This window comes from Aequorivita sp. Q41 (assembly GCF_039831855.1).
Taxonomy (GTDB): domain Bacteria; phylum Bacteroidota; class Bacteroidia; order Flavobacteriales; family Flavobacteriaceae; genus Aequorivita.
The window spans coordinates 1,608,921-1,629,314 of the sequence record NZ_JBDPMS010000001.1; the positions used below are offsets into that span (position 1 = coordinate 1,608,921).

Sequence of the window (20,394 nt, forward strand, 5' to 3'; positions counted from 1 at the left end):
CAGGAATTTGAGCGGTTTTTTTGTTTTCAAAATAGGTAGTCACAGGTTCCTCCGACGCTTCGGAGCTGTTCCCGCTATTTAATAAAACCTTTCAGGAATCTGAGCGGTTTTTTTTGTTTGTAAAGTTGAGTCCTGGGTTCTTCCTAATTGTTATAGGGATGGATACTAGATTCAACTTCTCCCATAGCTTAAAATCCATTTTTCACTAATTCTCTCCTATAGAAAAGTGTGTTTACTTTAGTATATGTATTGCAATATATTAAGACGTTTTTCATCTTTTTACATTATAGTCGCAAAAATGTTTGTGATTTTTTTTAGCACTCCTGTTTGTAATTACCTCATTGTTTAGGGGCTACAATTATTTCGTTTTATAGTTTAAATATTTTAAAGAATTTCTTTTTTTCTTAATAGTTATATTACATATTTTTGCTCTTATTTTAAATAAGTCTAAATAAGAATAAGCTTTTTTCGATTTCTAATTCAAATTAAATTTTATAACTATAAACCTTTAAATTATGATTAATTTTATCCGTATTACATTCATTTTTTTATTTTTTACATGTACAACCCCAGCCCAAACTTTTCAAGAAACCACCGTTCCTTTTCTGGATTTTTGGTTTTCATCTAGTGCTATCGGCGATATAGACAATGATGGTGATAATGATGTGATTATTTCTGGTGCTGTTGATACAACTAGTGGCGGGCCAGATACAACTATAGCACAAGTATATATAAATGATGGCGGGACTTTTTCGTTAAGTACTTCTTTTGAAATTGAGAAAGCCCTACATCTAGGAGACATGAAACTTTTTGATGTAAACAATGACGGTCTTTTAGACTTAGTAATTACTGGGTTAAGCTATGACGACATCGTTAACTATAAACTGTATACCTATATAAATACAGGAAATAGTTTTGAGTTACAAGATGATGCAATAGGGAAAATTTTTGGCTCGATTAATTACGGTGATTTTGACAATAACGGGAGTTTAGATTTTATTACCAACGGAACTCAATATATTGAAGGAACAGGATTTGTAAATATTTTAGATATTTATAAAAATACCGCGGGAAGCTTCGATAAGTCTGTACTTCTTAATGAAGGGTCTCAGAATGGAAACGTTCATCTAGTGGATTTTAATAATGATAATGCTTTAGATTTTATTCAAATAGGTGTTGATGTAAATTACGACCCGCTCTTTAAGATATTCATCAATAACGAAGGGCAACTAGAAGAAACTGTAAGTGTTGAATCATTAGGATCAGGAAACATTGCAATAGCCGATTTCAACGCAGATGGTTTCCTTGATATAGTGGCACAGGGTTCAGATGAAAATTTTGATCCTGTTTTAAAAGTATTCTTTAATCAAGGCGATTTTGTTTTTAATGAACTTGATTTAACCCCAGAAGCTACAACCAATTCTAGTGGTGCAAAAACAATTGCAATTGGAGATTTAAATTCCGATGGCTACAATGATTTTATTACTATTGGACAAGACGACGATTACAATGGGTTTACAAAAATATTCATCTTCGACCCTTCAAATGAAACTTTTAATGTTGTAACTGATAATACAGGATTGATGCACATAGGAGGTTCAGGTTATGTTATTTTAGAAGATGTAGATAATGACACTCAATTAGACCTTTTAGTTTCCGGATTTACAGAGCTTGCAGGTGATTATACAGGCGTAACGAGACTTTTTAAAAACCTTTCAACCACTGCCAATGTAAACCCTGAACCGCCAACTGTATTAAATATGGAGGTTGAAGGTGAAAAATTACTGTTTTCTTGGAGCGGTGCTTCAGATGATAAAACTCCAGTTGAAGGGCTTCTATATGAATTGCGAGTAGGTACTTCTGAAGGTGGTTCCCAAATAGCAAAATATGTAGTAAACACCCCTTCTTGGATGCTTCAGTTAGATGAAATGCCAGAAACTATTTATTGGGCTGTACGAAGTATCGACCCTTCTAAGCTTTTTTCTGATGAATCTGAAGAAATGGTAGAGTCAACACTTTCTACCTCTAACTTTGAAATAGCTACTATATCAGTATATCCTAATCCAGCAAAAGATTATTTTAGTGTAACTGGAATTAATATTGAGGAAATATCCTTAATAGGGATAGATGGGAAGTTATTAATGACCACAACAAACCCTAATTACATTAATACAGATCAATTAGAGGCTGGGGTTTATCTAGTAAAAATTAAAACTGCAAACAGTAAAATATCAAAAAAAATAGTTGTGCAATAAATTGTTTCCATGATTATAGGTCGCCCAAAAATTGGGCGACCTTTTCTTATATTATTTATAATGCATAATTAAGATAAAAGGAAAGATTGTTTTTGGATTCTACATTTCCGCCAAAGAGATTTTGATCTATAGGCAGGGTGTATTTTACACCAAATAAAAATTTTCCTGATACAAATTCAGAACCAATGGAACCGTTAAAAATAGAACCATTTGTTTCTGCCAATTCTTCTCCAAACTGTTCAATAGAACCATATACATCTCCTGAAATACCAAGCATTGGTTTTAGAATGCTTTTTTCAAAATTCAGGTCATAAAATGTAGCGGCAGCATAACTAAACTGATTTCCAAAACGGTAATCGTTTTTGTTTTCCGTTTTTAAATAATAAGCTAATGTTGTAACGAAACCTACATTGCTTTTTTTGTAGCCATAAACAAGGGTTGAAAAAACATCTAAGCTTCCCGTTCCAACTTGAAAACCTGGATTGATTTTATCTGATAAACGTTCTTCAAATTCCCCAGTGGGTAGTTTTAGTCCTAAACCAAAATTAAGGGTGTGGTTAGAGCGTTCCCTTTCAACTACAAAGTCCATTTCTCCTGCGGTTTCTTGCTTTTTTTTATATAATTTAAACTGGTACCAGCCCATAATGTTTATATCTCCCAGCCCATTTATATGTTCTGTCCTATTATTAAAATCACGCGTTAAATCTTGATATGGAATAATGGCACTTAAAAAAAATGATTCACTCAAAGGTACTCGACCCCATATTTGGTAGGTATTAAACTGTTCTTTACTTTTTGGTGAATTATTAAAAATACCATCTCGCGATTCAAAATTTTGGTATATGTATCTTAATCCTATAAAGTTTGATAGGCTTAAATCGCCAAAAGAAGCGCTACCACCGCTTGTAGTACAGCCACACAAATCGCAGTCGTCTTCCAAATAAATAAAATGAAAAGAATTACTGCTTAATGTATCTTTACTATGCATACTTGCTTTTGCGCTCCCAAAGCCCAGCAGGAGGAGTATAAGTGTAAACGTAAATTGGGTTATTTTAATATTCTGAAAATCGTTCATCTTGTAAAAATTCATTGTCAGTTAAGGTTTTTAAAAAAGCAATAATGCTTTCTTTTTCATATGCAGTAAGTGAAATTCCGTAGGAGCCATCAGGGCGTAACAATAGTGGGTCTACATTGCCGTTATCCACAGCTCCGGAGTCATAAAAATTCAACACAGCTTCAAGCGTAGCAAGCCGCCCATCATGCATGTATGGATATGTTTTTTCAATATTTCGTAAACTCGGAACCTTGAATTTGTATAGGTCATTAGGGTTTTCAAAAATTGAGTAGCGTCCTTTGTCATTTAGCATTGGGTTAATTGGTAAGCCATTATTTCTATAGGTTTGGTCTGTAAACAAATCTGTTGCATGGCATGTAGCACATTTATTATTGAATAAATTCATCCCATCGGTCTCAATTTGAGTAAACTGAACATTACTTTCATTTCTTTTGTACTTGTCGTATTTTGAGTTTGATGTTACCATCATAATCATAAATTGCGACAGTGCTTTTAGCATGTTTTCAGTATTTATTTCCCCATCTTCAAAAGCACGAATAAAATCGTTTTGATACGCTGTATCATCTTTTAATTTTTGGATTACATTACCAAGAGTTTCACCCATTTCAAGTTCGCTTGTAATAGGGATCACTGGTTGTAAGTCTAAATGTGTAGCTGCGCCATCCCACATAAATTCAGATTGAAAAGCCATATTTTGTATTGGTTGCGCATTTCTTAAGCCGATACCGCCATTAACACCATGGCTTAATGTATGTCCATGATGTGTAAACGCGAAGGCTTGTTCGTGGCAAAAAGCACATGGAATAGAATTATTCGCAGATAATTTCCCTTCATAAAACAGTTTTTTTCCTAAATCAAAACCCGCTTGTGTAATAGGGTTGTTTTCCAAATTGTATTGAATTGGCGGAAAATTTGAGGGTGTTTCAAAATTTATAGGTATCGCTTCATACGCAACGACACTATTGGTTTTTGAGCACGATATAAAAATTAGGAAGGTGCATAGTATAAATATTTTTTTCATAAAAATGTTTTAGACATAGAAAATGGTGCAGGTCGTTTTAATTAAATTTTAAACGACCTGCCTCCAATTTTTATGAAAAATTAATTGTTGTGTACGTGGTGTACTTCAAACATTCCCATGATATTGTCTGCAATAATAGGTGTTGTTTCTGGGTCTGTATGCACTTGGTCAAAACCGTCCATAAAATTTACAGAAGTAGCACCATCAAAAACTTTAGCAATATCAGCTTTAATATGAATTTGTGGTTCTGCTGTTGTTCTAACTCGTACCGAATTAGGAAACGGCAAGCTTACTGCTCTATAATTGTCTAATGAAGTGCCAACACTTCCCATGTGGATGTTTAGTGCTTGATCTGTTACAGTACTCGATGAAAAAGTCCCATCAAATCTTGTAAACCGGTAGCCAGTGGCCCAAGACCATAGCATTCCTTCATCCTCTGCAAGTTGTAAAAAATCTCCTTGCCCGTCAGCTCCAAGCTCATAACGAGCTTGGTCTATGCCAACCCCAAAAGAAATAGAAGTATAGTCTGCAGCATCAACATTGTCAAGAGTTACCCAGATTTCACCTGCATTATTCCCTTTTGCTTCATCAATAATAAATACGTTATCTTCAGTTGGGTACATAAATGTTTTCCCATTGCTATCTGTTAATGCTATATTACTTATTAAGTATTTTAAAGTCTCCAATTTGTAGGACTCTCCGTTAGATTTTTCATAAGAAGTTCCGAAAATAAAATCTTGATCGCCAACACCATTATCAAATTTTATAACCAATTGTCCTTTGTGTCCAGTTAGGTCTTCGGTGTTATCATCGTCAGTTGAACATGATATAATAGCAGAGCTTAGCATTAATAAAAATGCTATTTTTAATGTATTCATTTTTTATAAAGTTTAAAATATAGGGGTGCTATTTTAGGCAAGCACCTAAAGCCTTGTTAAAAAAAAATCTATATATAAACTTTATGAAATAGGAGGTTTAAGAAGCTGGAGCGCTATACTGTAGTTGTAGTTTTTAGAATAGTTGAAATTTTGAAGTCCAGTTGTGTTAAAAAGCGTAGTATCTATAGCATAGGTGCTTTCAGATTGAAAATAAACAGGAAAAAAAGACTCAGAAATAGCATTTGTTACACCTTTACTTTGGGTGTCATTTTTTTCTGAAGAAACAATTTGAAGCTTTTCTGATAAGTGACATTTACCATTACATTGTAGTTCTGGTTTGTCTTTATTAATACAATAAGTCTCAATAATGTAATCAATATTCAATTGGTAATAGAGCACATTTGAAACAAAAAATAGTGGCCTAAATGAAAAGGAAAGTAATAATATATATAAAAAAATGTTTTTCAGGCTGCTGTAATTTTCCGCAAATTTAATAATTAAAAATCGTTGTTATCTGTTAAAACTGTTTTTTATGATACGCTCATTTTCTAAAATGAAAAAATCAGACATTTCTATTATTTATGTAGGAAAATTTATACTATTATGGATTGTTTCACAATTTCAAAAAAGGTAGTTTTAGTACTATTTTCAAATCTCATTTAGTACCTTCGTGATTCCTTTTTTATAAAATTTAATATGATGAAATATTCTTTCAGCAGCATTTCGTTACTCCTGCTAATTTTTACTTTTTCTTTTGCAACAAAGGCACAAGAAACACATTCAAACAATCAGCATTTATTCGATAATGTTTCGTACAGACAAGGAAATGTATATCGCACTGCTTCGGGGAAACCGGGGCCAGAATACTGGCAAAACGCAGCCGATTACAAGCTAGATGTAACCTTAGACGATAAAAATCATACGGTATCTGGAAGTGTAACTATTAATTACACTAACAACAGCCCCGAAACATTAGACTTTATTTGGTTGTATTTAGAACAAAACCGTTTCACTGAAGATTCTCGCGGTACCTTAACCACCTCAGTACAAGGCAGTCGTTATAGTGGCGATGTAGAAGGCGGTTATGAGTTGAGTACTGTTTCGGCTACAACCAAAACGGGTACTTCTTCAAAATATATAATTACAGATACTCGTATGCAGTTGTGGTTAGACAAACCCTTGGCGGCTAAGGGTGGCGAAGTAGCGATTACAATGAACTTTAAGTATAAAATTCCAGTTGAAGGAATGGACCGTATGGGGCGTTTAGAGGTAAACGACGGTACTATTTACGCTTTGGCGCAATGGTACCCGCGAGTAGCTGTTTTTGACGATGTATTAGGATGGAATACAGATCCGTATTTAGGTGCTGGCGAGTTTTATTGCGAATATGGAAACTACGATGTAAAAATTACAGCTGCTGCAAACCAGACTGTTGTTTGCTCTGGCGTGTTACAGAACCCTAAAGATGTACTTACAAAAGAACAACAAGACCGTTGGGCAAAAGCGGAGAAAAGCGATAAGACAGTTTATATAATCAAACCAGAAGAAGTGGGTACTCCAAAAGCACATCTTAAAACAAATGGTACACTTACCTGGCATTTTAAGATGGAAAACACTCGCGATGTGGCTTGGGCAGCTTCAAAAGCATTTATTTGGGATGCAGCCAAAATGAACCTTGGCGAAGGAAAAACCGGGCTAGCACAGTCTGTTTACCCAAAGGAAAGCGATGGCGAAAATGCTTGGTCGCGCTCTACTGAATTTTCAAAAGCCTCTGTAGAATTTTATTCTAATAACTATTACCCTTATCCGTATCACACAGCAATTAACGTTGCGGCTAGTGTGGGCGGAATGGAATATCCAGCTGTGAGTTTCTGTCATTACCAAAGCAAAGGGGAAGACCTTTGGGGAGTTACAGACCACGAGTTTGGTCATAATTGGTTCCCTATGATAGTTGGTAGTAACGAACGTCGCTATGCTTGGATGGACGAAGGCTTGAATATTTTTATAAATCACTATAGTACCGAAGCGTTTAATAATGGCGAATTCCCTACCAGATCTAGCAGCCCTAGAAGTTTAATAGGTTACCTTACTATGGATAGTCGTGAAGGAATTGACACTTATCCAGATATGACAAATGCTAGAAACCTAGCGTATACCGCATATTACAAGCCTGCAGCAGGATTGTATTTGCTTCGTGAATATATTTTGAAACCAGAGCGTTTTGACAATGCTTTTAAAAGTTATATTGAAACTTGGGCGTATAAACACCCACAGCCTAACGACTTTTTTAACCATATAGAAAATGTAGTAGGCGAGGACCTTTCGTGGTTTTGGAAAGGTTGGTTTTACGGTAATGGAAATATAGATATTGGTATTGTAGATGTGAAAGCTTATCAGGGCAATTCACTAATTACTCTTGAAAATAAAGGTGAAATACCTATGCCTGTAAAGCTTCAGGTTATTTTTGCAGATAACACTTCAGAAATTGTGGAGCTTCCTGTAGAAATATGGCAACGTACTAATAGCTGGTCTCATTTATTGAGAAGCACAAAACAAGTGCAACGCGTGGTTTTAGATCCAGATAAAATCGTTCCAGACGTTAATTTTTTAAACGATACTTGGAATAAACTATAAGCCGAATAAGCATTTTAAAAAAGCCTCTAAATTGTAAAATTTAGAGGCTTTTTATTAAATATTTACTGTAATTATGCTTAGCAGCCGCCCAAAATCACCTTTGGATAATTGCTTACATCTATAGTTGCGTCCTTACTTTTTTTAACTAGTTCTAGGGCTTCTTCTGTGTTGTATTTATGTGGGCCAATGTAGAAAGTAGCTCCTCTTTTACCAAGTTCTTTAACGTATTCTATAGTGTTTGAATTTGGCGGTGGTGGCGCTTGGGCTGGGGTGTATAAATTTCCGTTTTCCGCTGAAGGTGCTTTGGGAGCTGGCGGCGGTGGTGGAATGTCACTTTTCTCTCCTTTTTTAACTTTTGGAGCCTTTGGAGTTTTTGGTGGCTTTACACCTGAAGCTGTTTTTTCTGTAATGATTACTTTAGGATGAATTGGAATTGAAATTTTCTTTATATCAAATGGTTCTTCATATAAATGAATGGTGTCTATTTGATTTCCTGGTTTGCCTACATAAATACCTAAATTAGTATTATTATTCATTAATTCGTTTGCTTTGTTATAAGATATTTTTTTTCCTTTGAAATAATAAGTTGCTTCTCTGAATTTTTTATTTTCCTCTGTTTTAGAATCAACTGGAGACGGACAATCGCACTCTGTAAAAGGTTGTGCCTTTGCTTTTTGAGCATCACTCATTTTTTTGTAAATTATTTCTAGACGTTCTAAATCCTTCTTTTTTATGATTCGTTTTTCAATAGCGACTGCGTTGTAACTTTTAGCTAATTTGTTGTATTCGGCAAGTTCTGCTTCGCTGGCTTTTTGCTGAATTAACTGCTGTTGATTATTTACATCTGTAGTTTCCTTTTCTATAATTTCATTCGTGCTAAAACCATAGATTAAAAATGAAACTAATGGTAGTAGCAATAAACTTCGAAGCCAAATAGCTCTTTTTGAAGTGTGTGTTTTCATAACTGTAAAACGTTTTTTGATTGATGAATAATTGATTGAATGTGCCAATGAGGGCGTATAGGCGTCTCGATAGCTATCGGGAGATGAGAATGCTAATAACAATTTTTGATACGCTGAAGTTTCTGCACCTGCTTTTAATACCGCACCGTCTGCAAGAAATTCGTGATTCAGTTTGATGCTTTTCTTTATAAAGTAGATTAACGGATTAAACCAAAATACAATCTGCAATAGTTCTACAATAACGATGTCTAAACTGTGTTTTTGGCGTGCATGCGTTTCCTCGTGAAGCAGTACTTCCGCAGGTATTTTATGGCTTTCAAACTGCTGTTTATTCAGTAATATATAGTTGAAAAAAGTATGCGGAATCACAGTTTCATTTAAAAGTACGTGTATAAAGCTGCTGTTTCGGTATTTCGAATTTTTTCGGATTTTATGAATTAAACGGAATAGATTTCTGAAAAATTTCACACTAAAAAACAAAACTCCCAGACCGTAAACAGACCACAGTACAAGCTGCCAATAGTTGGTGGTTGCTTCGGTTTCAGTAATAAATTGAATAGGAATATTTTCTGTGTAAACCGGAATGCTAGGCGAAACCTCTACATAGGTAGTAAATGTTATAATTGGAATTATAAATGCGGCTGCTAAACTGCCCAATAAATAAAAGCGCTTAAAATTGTGAATGGATATGTTCTCCAATACGAGCTTGTAAAAAGCGAAGAACAAACCAAGGCAAGCGGTAGCTTTTAAAAGATAGATTTCCATAATTATTTCTTTTTAATTTCAGAATCTATTAGCGCTTTTAGCGCTTCCAGCTCTTTTTTGCTAAGATTGGTTTCTTCAGTAAAAAATGAAGCAAATTGCGACGGACTATTATTGAAGAAGTTTTTAATCAAACCATTTACGTGTTTTGAGAAATAATCTTTCTTTTTCACTAGTGGAAAGTACTCTCGCGAACGCCCAATTTGTTTGTAATCTACAAAATTTTTATCCTGCATTCTTTTTAAAAGTGTTGCTACGGTTGTAGTTGCAGGTTTTGGCTCTGGATATGCTTCTATTAAATCTTTCATAAAAGCCTGTTCTTTTTTCCAGAGAAATTGCATTAATTGTTCTTCGGCGTTGGAGAGGGTCATACTTGTATTTTAAAACTAACTCTACAAACGTAGAACAAATATTTTAATTCTACAAATGTAGAGTCGTTTTTTTATTTTAACTCATTATAAATGTAAGCGGGCTAGTTTATGATTGGGCTGTCGGTATGCAGAAAATCTTATATTTGCCAAAATTTTACAATATGAGTACAGAAAAACAATTACAAGAGCGAAGTGGAAACAAATGCGAATTATGCAGTACTGAAAATAATCTTACTGTGTTTGAAGTTCCAAATTCGCCAACAAATGTTGGAGACGTAAGTATTTTAATATGCAACACTTGTAAAGAGCAAATTGAAGATGCTGAAAAAGTAGATCCTAATCATTGGCGTTGTTTAAACGATAGTATGTGGAGTACAGTTCCTGCAGTACAGGTTGTAGCTTGGCGTATGTTAAATAGGTTAAAAGCTGAAGGTTGGCCGCAAGACTTGCTAGATATGATGTACTTAGATGAAGAAACTACTGAATGGGCAAAAGCGGGTCTAGAGGAAAACACTGGAAAAGCTTTAATACACCGCGATAGTAATGGTCATGTTCTTGAAGCAGGCGATTCTGTGGTTCTTATAAAAGACTTAAAAGTGAAGGGAAGTAGTATGGTTGCAAAACAAGGTACGGCTGTACGCAGAATTTCGCTAGATCACGAAAACGAAAAATATATAGAAGGAAAAGTAGACGGTCAGCAGATTGTTATTATTACCGACTATGTAAAGAAATTGTAAACCTCTTCTGGCCTCCCCAAAGGGGAGGTCAAAAGTGGTAAAATATTATTTGCTCATTTCCGTAAAATAATGGTAGAACTGAGGGATAGTTTCAATTCCTTTTAGGTAATTCCATACGCCAAAGTGCTCGTTAGGAGAGTGGATGGCATCACTGTCTAAGCCGAAGCCCATTAAAATTGTTTTACTCTTTAATTCTTTCTCAAAAAGTGCCACAATAGGAATACTACCACCACTACGCTGTGGAATAGGTGTTTTTCCAAAGGTTTCTTCGTAGGCTTTTTCGGCAGCTTTATAGCCTAAGCTATCTATAGGAGTAACATAAGCTTGCCCACCGTGATGTGGTTTTACTTCTACACGTACACCTTGGGGTGCAATACTTTCAAAATGCTTAGTAAATAGCTCTGTAATTTTTTTCCAATCTTGGTCTGGTACCAATCGCATACTAATTTTTGCGTAGGCTTTACTTGCAATTACCGTTTTGGCACCTTCGCCTATATAACCTCCCCAAATACCGTTTACGTCTAAGGTAGGGCGTATAGAATTCCGTTCGTTTGTACTATATCCTTTTTCGCCATAAACAGCATCTATATCTAATGCTTTTTTATAATTGTCTAGACTAAAAGGAGCTTCAGCCATTTTTTCTCTTTCTTCAGTTGAAAGGATTTCTACATCGTCATAAAAGCCAGGAATGGTAATATGATTGTCTTCATCGTGAAGTGAAGCAATCATTTTTGTAAGAACATTAATTGGGTTTGCCACGGCGCCACCGTATAGGCCGCTGTGTAAATCGCGATTAGGACCAGTTACTTCTACTTCTACATAGCTTAAACCGCGAAGCCCTGTAGTTATTGACGGTACGTCTGGGGCAATCATTCCCGTGTCGCTAATTAAAATAACATCGTTGGCAAGCTTTTCGCGGTTTCTTTCTATAAACCAGCCCAAGCTGCTGCTGCCCACTTCTTCTTCACCCTCAATCATAAATTTTACGTTACAGGGTAACTGATTTGTTTGGGTCATATATTCTAAAGCCTTAACGTGCATATACATTTGGCCTTTATCGTCACAGCTACCTCTAGCAAATATTGCTCCTTCGGGATGCAATTCGGTTTTTTTAATTACGGGTTCAAACGGTGGGCTGTCCCATAAATCTATAGGATCTGGTGGTTGCACATCGTAATGGCCGTAAACAAGAATGGTTGGCAGGTTTTTGTCTATGATTTTTTCGCCATAAACAATTGGATACCCTGGAGTTTCGCATATTTCAACGGTATCGCAACCCGCTTTTTTTAATTGGATTTTTACTGCTTCAGCAGTTTTTAAAACGTCATTTTTATATGCAGAATCGGCGCTGATGGAAGGTATTTTCAACAACGCTACCAATTCGTCTAAAAATCGTTCTTTGTTTTTTTCAATGTAAGATTTTGCACTTTTCATTTTGTAAATTTTCAAGATTGGCTAAGGTACAAAACCCCACTGAAACAAAATGGGTTGCGATAAAATGCATATGGAGTTTAACGTTGATTTAAGATAAAATTAAATTTTCTGAAAACTTATAGTTTGTAAATTGTAAATCTTGTTTATATTTGCACTCCTTTTACGATATGTTCTAAGTGTTGTAAAAGAATTTTATGCAGGCGTGGTGGAATTGGTAGACACGCTAGACTTAGGATTAAACCTAATTTTTAGTGTTAAAATATTAAAATGCGGGCGTGGTGGAATTGGTAGACACGTCAGACTTAGGATCTGATGCCGCGAGGTGTGGGAGTTCGAGTCTCCCCGCCCGTACAAAAGCCGAAGATTTCTCTTCGGCTTTTTTTGTTTAAAATCCAGTCGAAAAAAATGTCAGGTACAACATAGGTACAACATTTTGGTATTTTTAGGACAACATTTGTAATGATGTCAAATGTCTATAATTGGTTTTAATCCTTATGAATTTACTATTAGAATAATAAATTTTGATTAAACCACAGCCTTAATTCTTCGTAAGGGGGAGTTTATTATCATACAATATAACCGCAATTTAAACTCGTAAAATACTTCCATCAAAAGACTACGGCATAAAGCCACCGCTCTTTCCCTTGCTTATTTATTCCGTTTCCTTTTGAGCTAAGATTTTATCTTCCGTTTGGGTTCTGCTTAAATATTGTTTAATCTAAAATTTAAGTATTATGACAACAAAAGCAAGTAGTACCAGAAAAGGTGGGAAAACAACCATTACAGTTAAGAATGAGGTCAAAGAGAAATTGACTAAACCAACAATCGGTCTGGAAATTCTGAATCTTAATATTGACAAGATAGTTGCAGATCCATCACAACCCAGAAAGACCTATAATGAAACACTTTTAAAAGGGCTTTCAGAGAGTATTGAAAAGCACGGTGTATTGCAACCAATAACGGTTAGAAAATCGAATAACAATTATATAATCGTAATGGGAGAACGTCGCTATCGTGCCAGTAAAATGGCAGGAAAGAAAACCATACCGTGTATTGTAAGGGAATATGCGAATAACGATCTTCTGGAAGTCCAAATAATCGAAAATCTTCAGAGACAGGATGTAGAGCCTACTGAGGAAGCTGATGCCATTACGTATTTAAGTGAAAAGTATTTGCCATCAGAAATTGCAAAACGATTAGGGCGAAGCGACAATTTTATTCGTCAAAGATTAAAATTAGCAGGACTCATAGAGGGTTTTAAGACTTATGTACGTAATGGAAAAATGACCATTTCATTAGGAGTAGGTGTTGCACTTTTTGAGCCTGAGGAACAACAAATGATGTTGGAAACAATGGGCGAAGATTTCAACGTTCATCAAATTAACAAGATGATAAAAGACCAAGCCTATGATTTAGAGAAAGCACCTTTTGATGTAGCTGAGAAAAAACTGGTAGCCAAAGCTGGAGCTTGTAATGAGTGTCCGTTCAATGCGGCAAATCAAGGAAATTTGTTTGGCGATGGAAAAATGGTCTGTACTAAATCAGCTTGTTACGAAACCAAGAAAAATAAGTCATTCTTGAACTTAATTGAAAAATCAAAAAAGGAAAATATGCTGCTGATTCCAGAGATACGAAAATATTGGGCAGAAGACGAAAGCAATCAGCTAGTCATTTCTCAATTAGAAAAAAGTAAATTGAAGGTATATCTTCTGGATGATGTTGAAATTATCGAAAAACCGATTGAACCTACTTTAGAAACAATCAAGGAAGAATATCGTAATTATGATTATACCGAAAAGCAATTGAAAGAAGAACTGGATGAAGCCATCGAGACGTACAAAGAAAAATTTGTAATATACAATTCAGCTGAGGAAAATGGTTTTGTAAATGGTATCGTATTCCATCCAGAATCTTACTTGCACAAAGAAGTATTTGTGAAAATTAATGAGGAAACGGACGATGATTCAGAAGTACGTTCTGTACCGCTGGCCAATAGAAAAATGGCTGATTGTTTACCTGATGAACAAATAGTGAAAATCAAGGAACGTGAAACTCGCAAAAAACATATTGAAAACAACAAGCAGTTAGAGGAAATCGTTCAGATGATTCGAGAAACGAAATACATCGATACCAAGAAAGCACTTTCGGTAGATGAAATGATTGCTTTCTCATTAACACTATATGAAAACAATGTGGACTATGTTGGACGACAAAGATTCTTTTCAAAATTATTGGGCAATACGTCCAAGATGACACATGTGGAAATTGTCGAAAATTTCAAAAAGAAGTTTAAAAAAGAAATCTTTCACAAATTGATACGGTATATCATAACGAAGCAAGTGCATTTTGGCGAAAGTAATCACGTAAATAATCTAGCGAACATTTCATTCTATAATGCAATGCAAGGCTATTATAAAACCAAAATTGCCGATATAGAGAAGCAATATTCCGAAAAAAGAGACAAGCGTGAAACACGTTTGAAAGAGCGAATAGCAGTCCTTGAAAAGCAAATTCAGGAACTCAACGAGTAGCTTTTGTTGTTTGAAGGAAGGGTCAGCATTCGTGCTGGCTCTTTTTTTTATTCTAAAAACCATTAAATGTCGCTTATTAACAACAAAAATATTATATTTGTCGTAAATAAACGACTTTATGAATTCTAAAAAAGCGCTGATACTTCCCAAGTATCAAAAAATATTTGATGGTATTGGCGAAAATATCAAGCTTGCGCGCAAGCGCAGAAAGTTGACCGCAGAGCAGGTATCTGAACGAGCTGGAATACATCGTGCCACATTGCACCGAGTTGAAAAAGGCGACCCAGCTGTTGCTATAGGCATTTATTTCAATGTGCTAAAAGTGCTCAATCTCGAAAGTGATTTTTCAAAAATCGCCCTAGATGACGAATTCGGTCGTAAACTACAAGACTTAGATTTACTATAGATTATGGCAGAAGGCAAATTTGATATCTATGTATATGCGGACTGGATAGGGCTAAATGGACCTGTGCAGATAGGTGTTCTTTCCGCCCATTTTGCGAAAGCGAAAAAATCATTCAGTTTTGAATACGATAAGGAATGGTTAGAGAAGGGTTTGTATCAATTGCTCGACCCAGATATTGCATTTTATTCAGGGCCTCAATATCCTACGGATAAAGAAAACTTTGGAATATTTTTGGACAGTATGCCCGATACTTGGGGTAAGACCTTGATGAAACGTCGCGAAGCACAAGATGCCAGAGCTCGTAACGAGAAGGCAAGAACCCTTTATGAAATAGATTTTCTACTAGGTGTTTACGATGAAAGCCGAATGGGTGCGTTACGGTTTAAGACAGACCCAGATGGCCCGTTTTTAGACAATGATGACCAAAACCCAACACCACCCTGGTCATCCCTTGGGGATTTACAAGAAGCTGTCAATCATTTGGAAAGTGATACGCAGAACAATGCGGTACGCCAATGGATAGCTGTACTTATAGCACCAGGTTCTTCTTTGGGTGGCGCAAGACCAAAAGCGAATATTTTAGGTAAGGATAAGAGTCTTTGGATTGCAAAGTTTCCTTCAAAAACAGACACGGTAGATAAGGCTGCTTGGGAATTCCTTGCCTATAAACTTGCGACTAGTTGTGGTATAGAAATGGCAGAATCAAAAATTGAAATGATAGCTGGCCAATATCACACCTTTCTCACAAAAAGATTTGACCGCAAAAATGATGGTCGCATCCACTTTGCATCTGCTATGACTATGACCGGAAACACGGAAGAAACATTAAAGTATTTATCGCCGAGCTATTTAGATATTGTCGATGTGATTGAGAATTATGGAACGAATGTAGAAGAAAATTTACATCAATTATGGCGTAGAATTATTTTCAATATTGCAGTATCAAATACTGACGACCACCTGCGAAACCACGGTTTTATTCTCAATGAAAAAGGTTGGGAACTTTCGCCAGCGTACGACTTAAACCCTTCAATTGAAAAGGACGGATTAGCACTCAACATAGATACCGATGATAATGCACTTGACTTTGAACTTGCAAAAAGTGTTGGGGAATTTTTTCGCTTAAGTGAAGACGAAATGGATACTATAATCAATGAAGTTGTTACCATAGTTAAAGATTGGAAATCGATTGCCAAGAAAATAGGAATTTCTAACAAAGAACAGCTCTTGATGGAACCAGCTTTTAAAACTGAAATTTAGAATGGATCATAATGAAAGCGAAGGAATAAGGGACTTGCTAATAACTATAAGTCAGTTTAAAGCATCCAATCAAAAAAGACTCACGAAAGCTGATGATGCAAATACACTTTGGAACGCTTCATTATTTTTCTGTAAAGTAGTTTGGGAATCAAATTTAACTACAAGATTTTTTAATAGAGTGGGTTTTGAAAAGTTTACAATTCAATATAACAAACAAAATTCTACAAAGATTTCTACCGATACTTTGTTTAGTGAATTCTGGTTGAGAGAGGTTTTAGGTATTGTACATATTCCGGATGCAGTTAGGGTTGTAACAAACGATTATGAGAAGTACAAAAACCATCAGAATGAACTATTTTTTCTGAGAAATCTATATCAAAATAATCCAAATCAAACTTGTGAAGAAAGTTCATTTGAAGAAAAAATACAAGAATATGAAAATAGTAAAGGGGTTAAAATTTCAAGAAAGTGGATAGCTGATACACATTGGATAAAGCCTTCAAAAGACAAAAAAATTCTCAAAATAGGCAATGTAGATTATTTGTTTAATTTAATGGAAAATTGGGATGTCTTTGCCTTTTTATATGCTTTTAAAATAGAAACCTATGAACGACAAAGGAAAGATTATGGAATTACTTCCAAGAAATTAATTACGATATTAAACGCTCATAGAACATATTTTCCACTTACACCTTCGCTTGCTGAATTTGAGGAAAATAAGACATTCATTAAAAATAATGATGGCTATTTAGTCCGAACCACACAGAATGAAATTGATTACTGGCACGATTTAAAAGATGAAATTAGTGGTCATTATTGGGAAGCATTAGTTAAGGATGTTAGTTTTTCAAGTGATGAAGAAAGAGTACTACACTTTATTGACGTTATGTTAAAAGGTGCTCATTGGCCAAATGAACAGGATTACATCTCAAGTAGTTCTAAACAAATTTTATTGGCAACAGCTATAAGGTTGATAAAACGAGAAAAGGATATAGAGAGTATTGAAAATGAGTTTGCCAAATGTTATTTGGACCAACGATTAGGTTCTCATTATGGTTTTCAGTCAAACCAAGAGCTACCAGATGATTCATTTGAGAAAACTGGCAATGTTTTGGAATTATACAGGCAATTTCAAAATATTTCTAGTAAGAATCAGAGCAATATATTTTATGATCAAGGGTCAAGAAATGAATTGGCTTTTTTAGTAAGGCTTGTAGTCCTTTTAGATAAGGAATACAACACCATAGATGATAGTGGAACATCAAAACGGGTTCATTACCATAATATAAAACAGTTACTTCGGTTAGGATTAGAAAAACCATATTTAGTTTGGGAAGTTGTTTGTTTTGTACAACAAAATAGACCAGAGGTAATTCCGCATTTATTAATAGAAGCTGACCTCGCGTCTTTGGGCTTTTATTTGTTGAACCATATTAAAACTGAAATTTCCAATAGAAATATAAAGCAAATACTGAGAAAGGAAATCCTAGAACAAGGATTGAACTTGTTGTTAAACTCTTATTTGCGAAAAAACGAAAAGGATAAAGCGAAAACAGCTCAATTGATTTTTCAGCTCATTCAAGAAATTACAAAAGAAAAAAGAGATTCCGTAAGTCAAATTCGATTACTTGAAGAACGTCGATTAATACTTGAAGAAAGGGAAAACTCTGAGCAACAACTTCTAAGTATTATAGAAAATTGTGAAGTGAATGGTGGTTTTGTAGGTGGAAGCTCAAACCAATCATTACTTTTCCAAATCCTTGAAAAATTGGTCTATGAAATTGACCAATACCAAGTAGAATCAAAATATTTTAATGGCGCAATTAGCTTGCCATACGTTAAGTTAGATGCATTGAGTTGGTTATGTAAATTCTTGACCTACACAGACTATAAGCTATCCGAAAATTTACTACCAGAAAGAAAATCGAAAATTTCTTCAAGCTTTATCTCTCTTTATATAGAGAAAATTGAGCAAGTCAAAGTAATGAAAAGAAGTTTTAATTCTTTAGATTTAATAGAGGCATTACCGAGTTGGCCAAATCAGAATGAAGAACTTGCAAGAATAGACTGGCTATCACTTGCTCTTGTAACTTATGAATCTGGAAGTTTAAGTGAATTTTTAAATCCACGGTTTAAACTAACTTCTACTAAAGACGATTATCACAAAAAGAACAACTTTCAGGCTAATAAGATAAGAACACATCTTTTTGTGCTACTAACTATACTAAAGGCGATACAAAGTCAAAAAAGCTATCTAAAAAAGGAATTCACAATTGATGTGAAAAAAGAAGTGGAAATCACCATCGTTAATATCTTGAAAAAATATGGACAAGAAAAATCTGCTCATAGCATTAACATTCTGGATCAACATTTCGACAGGCAACATTTTAGAACGATAGAAAGTGAATTATTACCTTTTATTATTAAAATGGGCGATGTATTTGAAGATAAATCCGCACTTTTCGACCAATTATTAAAAACTGGCAATGTTGTTCAATTGCTATACGTTTTCTCACATTCTGAAACTGAAGGTATTAAAGTAACGGCAATTAGTAGGATTAAGGAAATTGACATCACAAAATTTACAGATGAACAATGTTGGCTTCCAGAAATAACTTATGTAACAACAGAATTGTCTAAAATTCCAGAATTACAAGCTGAAGCTAAAAAAGCTTTGAAAAATTGGCAACAACAAACCAGTAAACGAAAAGTAGAAAGGGAAACCAGTAAGGATATTTTCGAAGCTCAATTGATGCAGGCTTATTACGCTAATGATGAGTCAAAAATTATGTCAATAGAAGAACCTGAATCTGGTTTTGCCATCCACAATGAATTTAAGCCTTCAGACCATAAGCGTTTCTTCATAGGTTTAATACGTTATAAGGATAAGCTAGAAGATGCTTACCAGATTTTTGATAGCCTAATAAAAAGTTATCCGAATTACGCCACATTTGCCCTCAATCGTTTTGGTGCAAAAGTGAATCTCGCACTAAAAAATGAAAGTAAAGAACAATTTAAAGACGCTTTAAAAGAATGGCTGAGTTATGAAAAGACGTGTCCATTGGCCATTCTGCAAACTGTAGAAGAAAAGGTAAATTATAATAAACTCACAGTTCTACTCAATCTTGACGATTCGGATGCGTTCAATATGCTTTACGAAAAGCTAACTACTGTTCGCAAATTTTCGCCCGATATGGTGGAATTAAGAGTGCAGATGCTTGTTAAAAATGAATTTATTAATGAAGCAAGAACGCTTGTGGAAAACGCCTTGTCGTTCCATAGCGCTCTCAATATAGATGCTTTTAAGTTTCTTAAAGATTTAGAGAGTAAAATTTCCAAATCAAATTCACTTGAAGAAATTAAAAAAGAAATTAGGGATTTAAATACAACCGCTAAAAATTCAATGAGTTCTATTAAACCTCTTAAATATGAGGACGATTTTGGTAAGCAAATGGCAAATGAAATTGTAATAGCTTCGAAAAGGTTTTTAGCAAACCCTAAATCATATAATCCAAATGCGGATGAAGATGATTATAGTTCAATCATTAAAGAAATTCTTGAAAGTAAACTGTCTACTTTCAGCTACCACATAAAGGACCAACCGAAAGGTGGTAAATCTGCAAATGGGAAAAAGGCAGGCGAGCGCGATTTAGTTATCTGTGACGATTCGGGGGAATTATCTGTTATTGAAGCTTTCAAACATTCAACAAAGACAGTTGTCCAAAAACATTTAACCAAAATATTTGATTACACACATATGCGAAATGTGTTTTTCGTTTTGGCATATGACTTGAAACCTTCAGATACATTTAAAAATCGTTGGAAATACTATACATCGAAAACCCTAAAAGTGCTTAAATATCCCTCAGGATATGAAATAGATAAAAAGTCCATTTGGGATGCAACCAATCATTTTAATGTATCAAATTCTGCTATCAAAATTTGTAGAAGCACGCATAAAAGTGGTACTGATATTTACCATATAATGCTTAATGTAAATTACTTTATCAACAGTTAAGCTCTTAGGTTAAGTATATAGCATTGTTTAGTTGTTAATTTTTTCTTAAA

14 protein-coding genes and 1 tRNA gene are annotated in these 20,394 nt (G+C 34.8%); 8 read left to right on the top strand and 7 right to left on the bottom strand.

Features of this window, described 5'->3' with window-relative positions; genetic code table 11:
- The first annotated feature begins 515 nt into the window (after positions 1 to 515).
- Complete coding sequence (locus ABJ955_RS07340; protein ID WP_347373947.1) at positions 516 to 2,255, top strand: T9SS type A sorting domain-containing protein; 1,740 nt, start codon at positions 516 to 518, stop codon at positions 2,253 to 2,255.
- 55 nt (positions 2,256 to 2,310) lie between these two features.
- Here ABJ955_RS07340 and ABJ955_RS07345 read toward each other — a convergent pair whose 3' ends face one another.
- From ABJ955_RS07345 to ABJ955_RS07360, 4 genes are all read right to left on the bottom strand, one after another.
- Positions 2,311 to 3,345: a hypothetical protein gene (locus ABJ955_RS07345; RefSeq protein ID WP_347373948.1), complete on the bottom strand. Its 1,035-nt coding sequence runs from the start codon at positions 3,343 to 3,345 to the stop codon at positions 2,311 to 2,313.
- A complete protein-coding gene (locus ABJ955_RS07350; protein WP_347373949.1) occupies positions 3,308 to 4,351 on the bottom strand; it encodes a cytochrome c peroxidase in 1,044 nt (347 codons plus the stop codon). The genes ABJ955_RS07345 and ABJ955_RS07350 overlap by 38 nt, the downstream gene beginning before the upstream one ends.
- Before the next feature lie 80 nt (positions 4,352 to 4,431).
- Positions 4,432 to 5,229 carry an MbnP family protein gene (locus ABJ955_RS07355; protein ID WP_347373950.1) on the bottom strand — a complete coding sequence of 266 codons (798 nt, stop codon included), beginning with the start codon at positions 5,227 to 5,229 and terminating at the stop codon, positions 4,432 to 4,434.
- A gap of 81 nt (positions 5,230 to 5,310) precedes the next feature.
- A complete protein-coding gene (locus ABJ955_RS07360) occupies positions 5,311 to 5,613 on the bottom strand; it encodes a hypothetical protein (protein WP_347373951.1) in 303 nt (100 codons plus the stop codon).
- Between the two features lie 315 nt (positions 5,614 to 5,928).
- On the opposite strand from ABJ955_RS07360, the gene ABJ955_RS07365 reads away from it, so the two are divergent.
- Positions 5,929 to 7,863, top strand: coding sequence for a M1 family metallopeptidase (locus ABJ955_RS07365; protein WP_347374376.1), 1,935 nt, complete (start codon positions 5,929 to 5,931; stop codon positions 7,861 to 7,863).
- 77 nt (positions 7,864 to 7,940) lie between these two features.
- Here ABJ955_RS07365 and ABJ955_RS07370 read toward each other — a convergent pair whose 3' ends face one another.
- A complete protein-coding gene (locus ABJ955_RS07370; RefSeq protein ID WP_347373952.1) occupies positions 7,941 to 9,590 on the bottom strand; it encodes a M56 family metallopeptidase in 1,650 nt (549 codons plus the stop codon).
- Between the two features lie 2 nt (positions 9,591 to 9,592).
- Positions 9,593 to 9,958 (bottom strand): BlaI/MecI/CopY family transcriptional regulator, encoded by a 366-nt coding sequence (locus tag ABJ955_RS07375; protein ID WP_347373953.1) that lies wholly within the window; start codon positions 9,956 to 9,958, stop codon positions 9,593 to 9,595.
- Between the two features lie 161 nt (positions 9,959 to 10,119).
- Between ABJ955_RS07375 and ABJ955_RS07380 the strand changes: the two genes are divergently transcribed.
- Positions 10,120 to 10,695, top strand: coding sequence for a PhnA domain-containing protein (locus ABJ955_RS07380; protein ID WP_347373954.1), 576 nt, complete (start codon positions 10,120 to 10,122; stop codon positions 10,693 to 10,695).
- Between the two features lie 45 nt (positions 10,696 to 10,740).
- Here the strand turns inward: ABJ955_RS07380 and ABJ955_RS07385 are convergent, their stop codons facing one another.
- On the bottom strand, positions 10,741 to 12,129 hold the full coding sequence (locus ABJ955_RS07385) for a dipeptidase (protein WP_347373955.1): 1,389 nt from the start codon (positions 12,127 to 12,129) through the stop codon (positions 10,741 to 10,743).
- Between the two features lie 269 nt (positions 12,130 to 12,398).
- On the opposite strand from ABJ955_RS07385, the gene ABJ955_RS07390 reads away from it, so the two are divergent.
- The 5 genes from ABJ955_RS07390 (at position 12,399) to ABJ955_RS07410 (ending at position 20,344) form a co-directional block, all read left to right on the top strand.
- Positions 12,399 to 12,480: transfer RNA gene (locus ABJ955_RS07390), tRNA-Leu, on the top strand.
- 383 nt (positions 12,481 to 12,863) lie between these two features.
- Positions 12,864 to 14,660 carry a ParB/RepB/Spo0J family partition protein gene (locus tag ABJ955_RS07395; protein ID WP_347373956.1) on the top strand — a complete coding sequence of 599 codons (1,797 nt, stop codon included), beginning with the start codon at positions 12,864 to 12,866 and terminating at the stop codon, positions 14,658 to 14,660.
- Between the two features lie 118 nt (positions 14,661 to 14,778).
- Positions 14,779 to 15,066 carry a helix-turn-helix transcriptional regulator gene (locus ABJ955_RS07400; protein WP_347373957.1) on the top strand — a complete coding sequence of 96 codons (288 nt, stop codon included), beginning with the start codon at positions 14,779 to 14,781 and terminating at the stop codon, positions 15,064 to 15,066.
- 3 nt (positions 15,067 to 15,069) lie between these two features.
- On the top strand, positions 15,070 to 16,326 hold the full coding sequence (locus tag ABJ955_RS07405) for a type II toxin-antitoxin system HipA family toxin (RefSeq protein WP_347373958.1): 1,257 nt from the start codon (positions 15,070 to 15,072) through the stop codon (positions 16,324 to 16,326).
- Between the two features lies 1 nt (position 16,327).
- The gene (locus ABJ955_RS07410; RefSeq protein ID WP_347373959.1) at positions 16,328 to 20,344 is read left to right on the top strand and encodes a hypothetical protein; all 4,017 of its coding nucleotides are present in this window, start codon (positions 16,328 to 16,330) and stop codon (positions 20,342 to 20,344) included.
- The last annotated feature ends 50 nt before the right edge of the window (positions 20,345 to 20,394 follow it).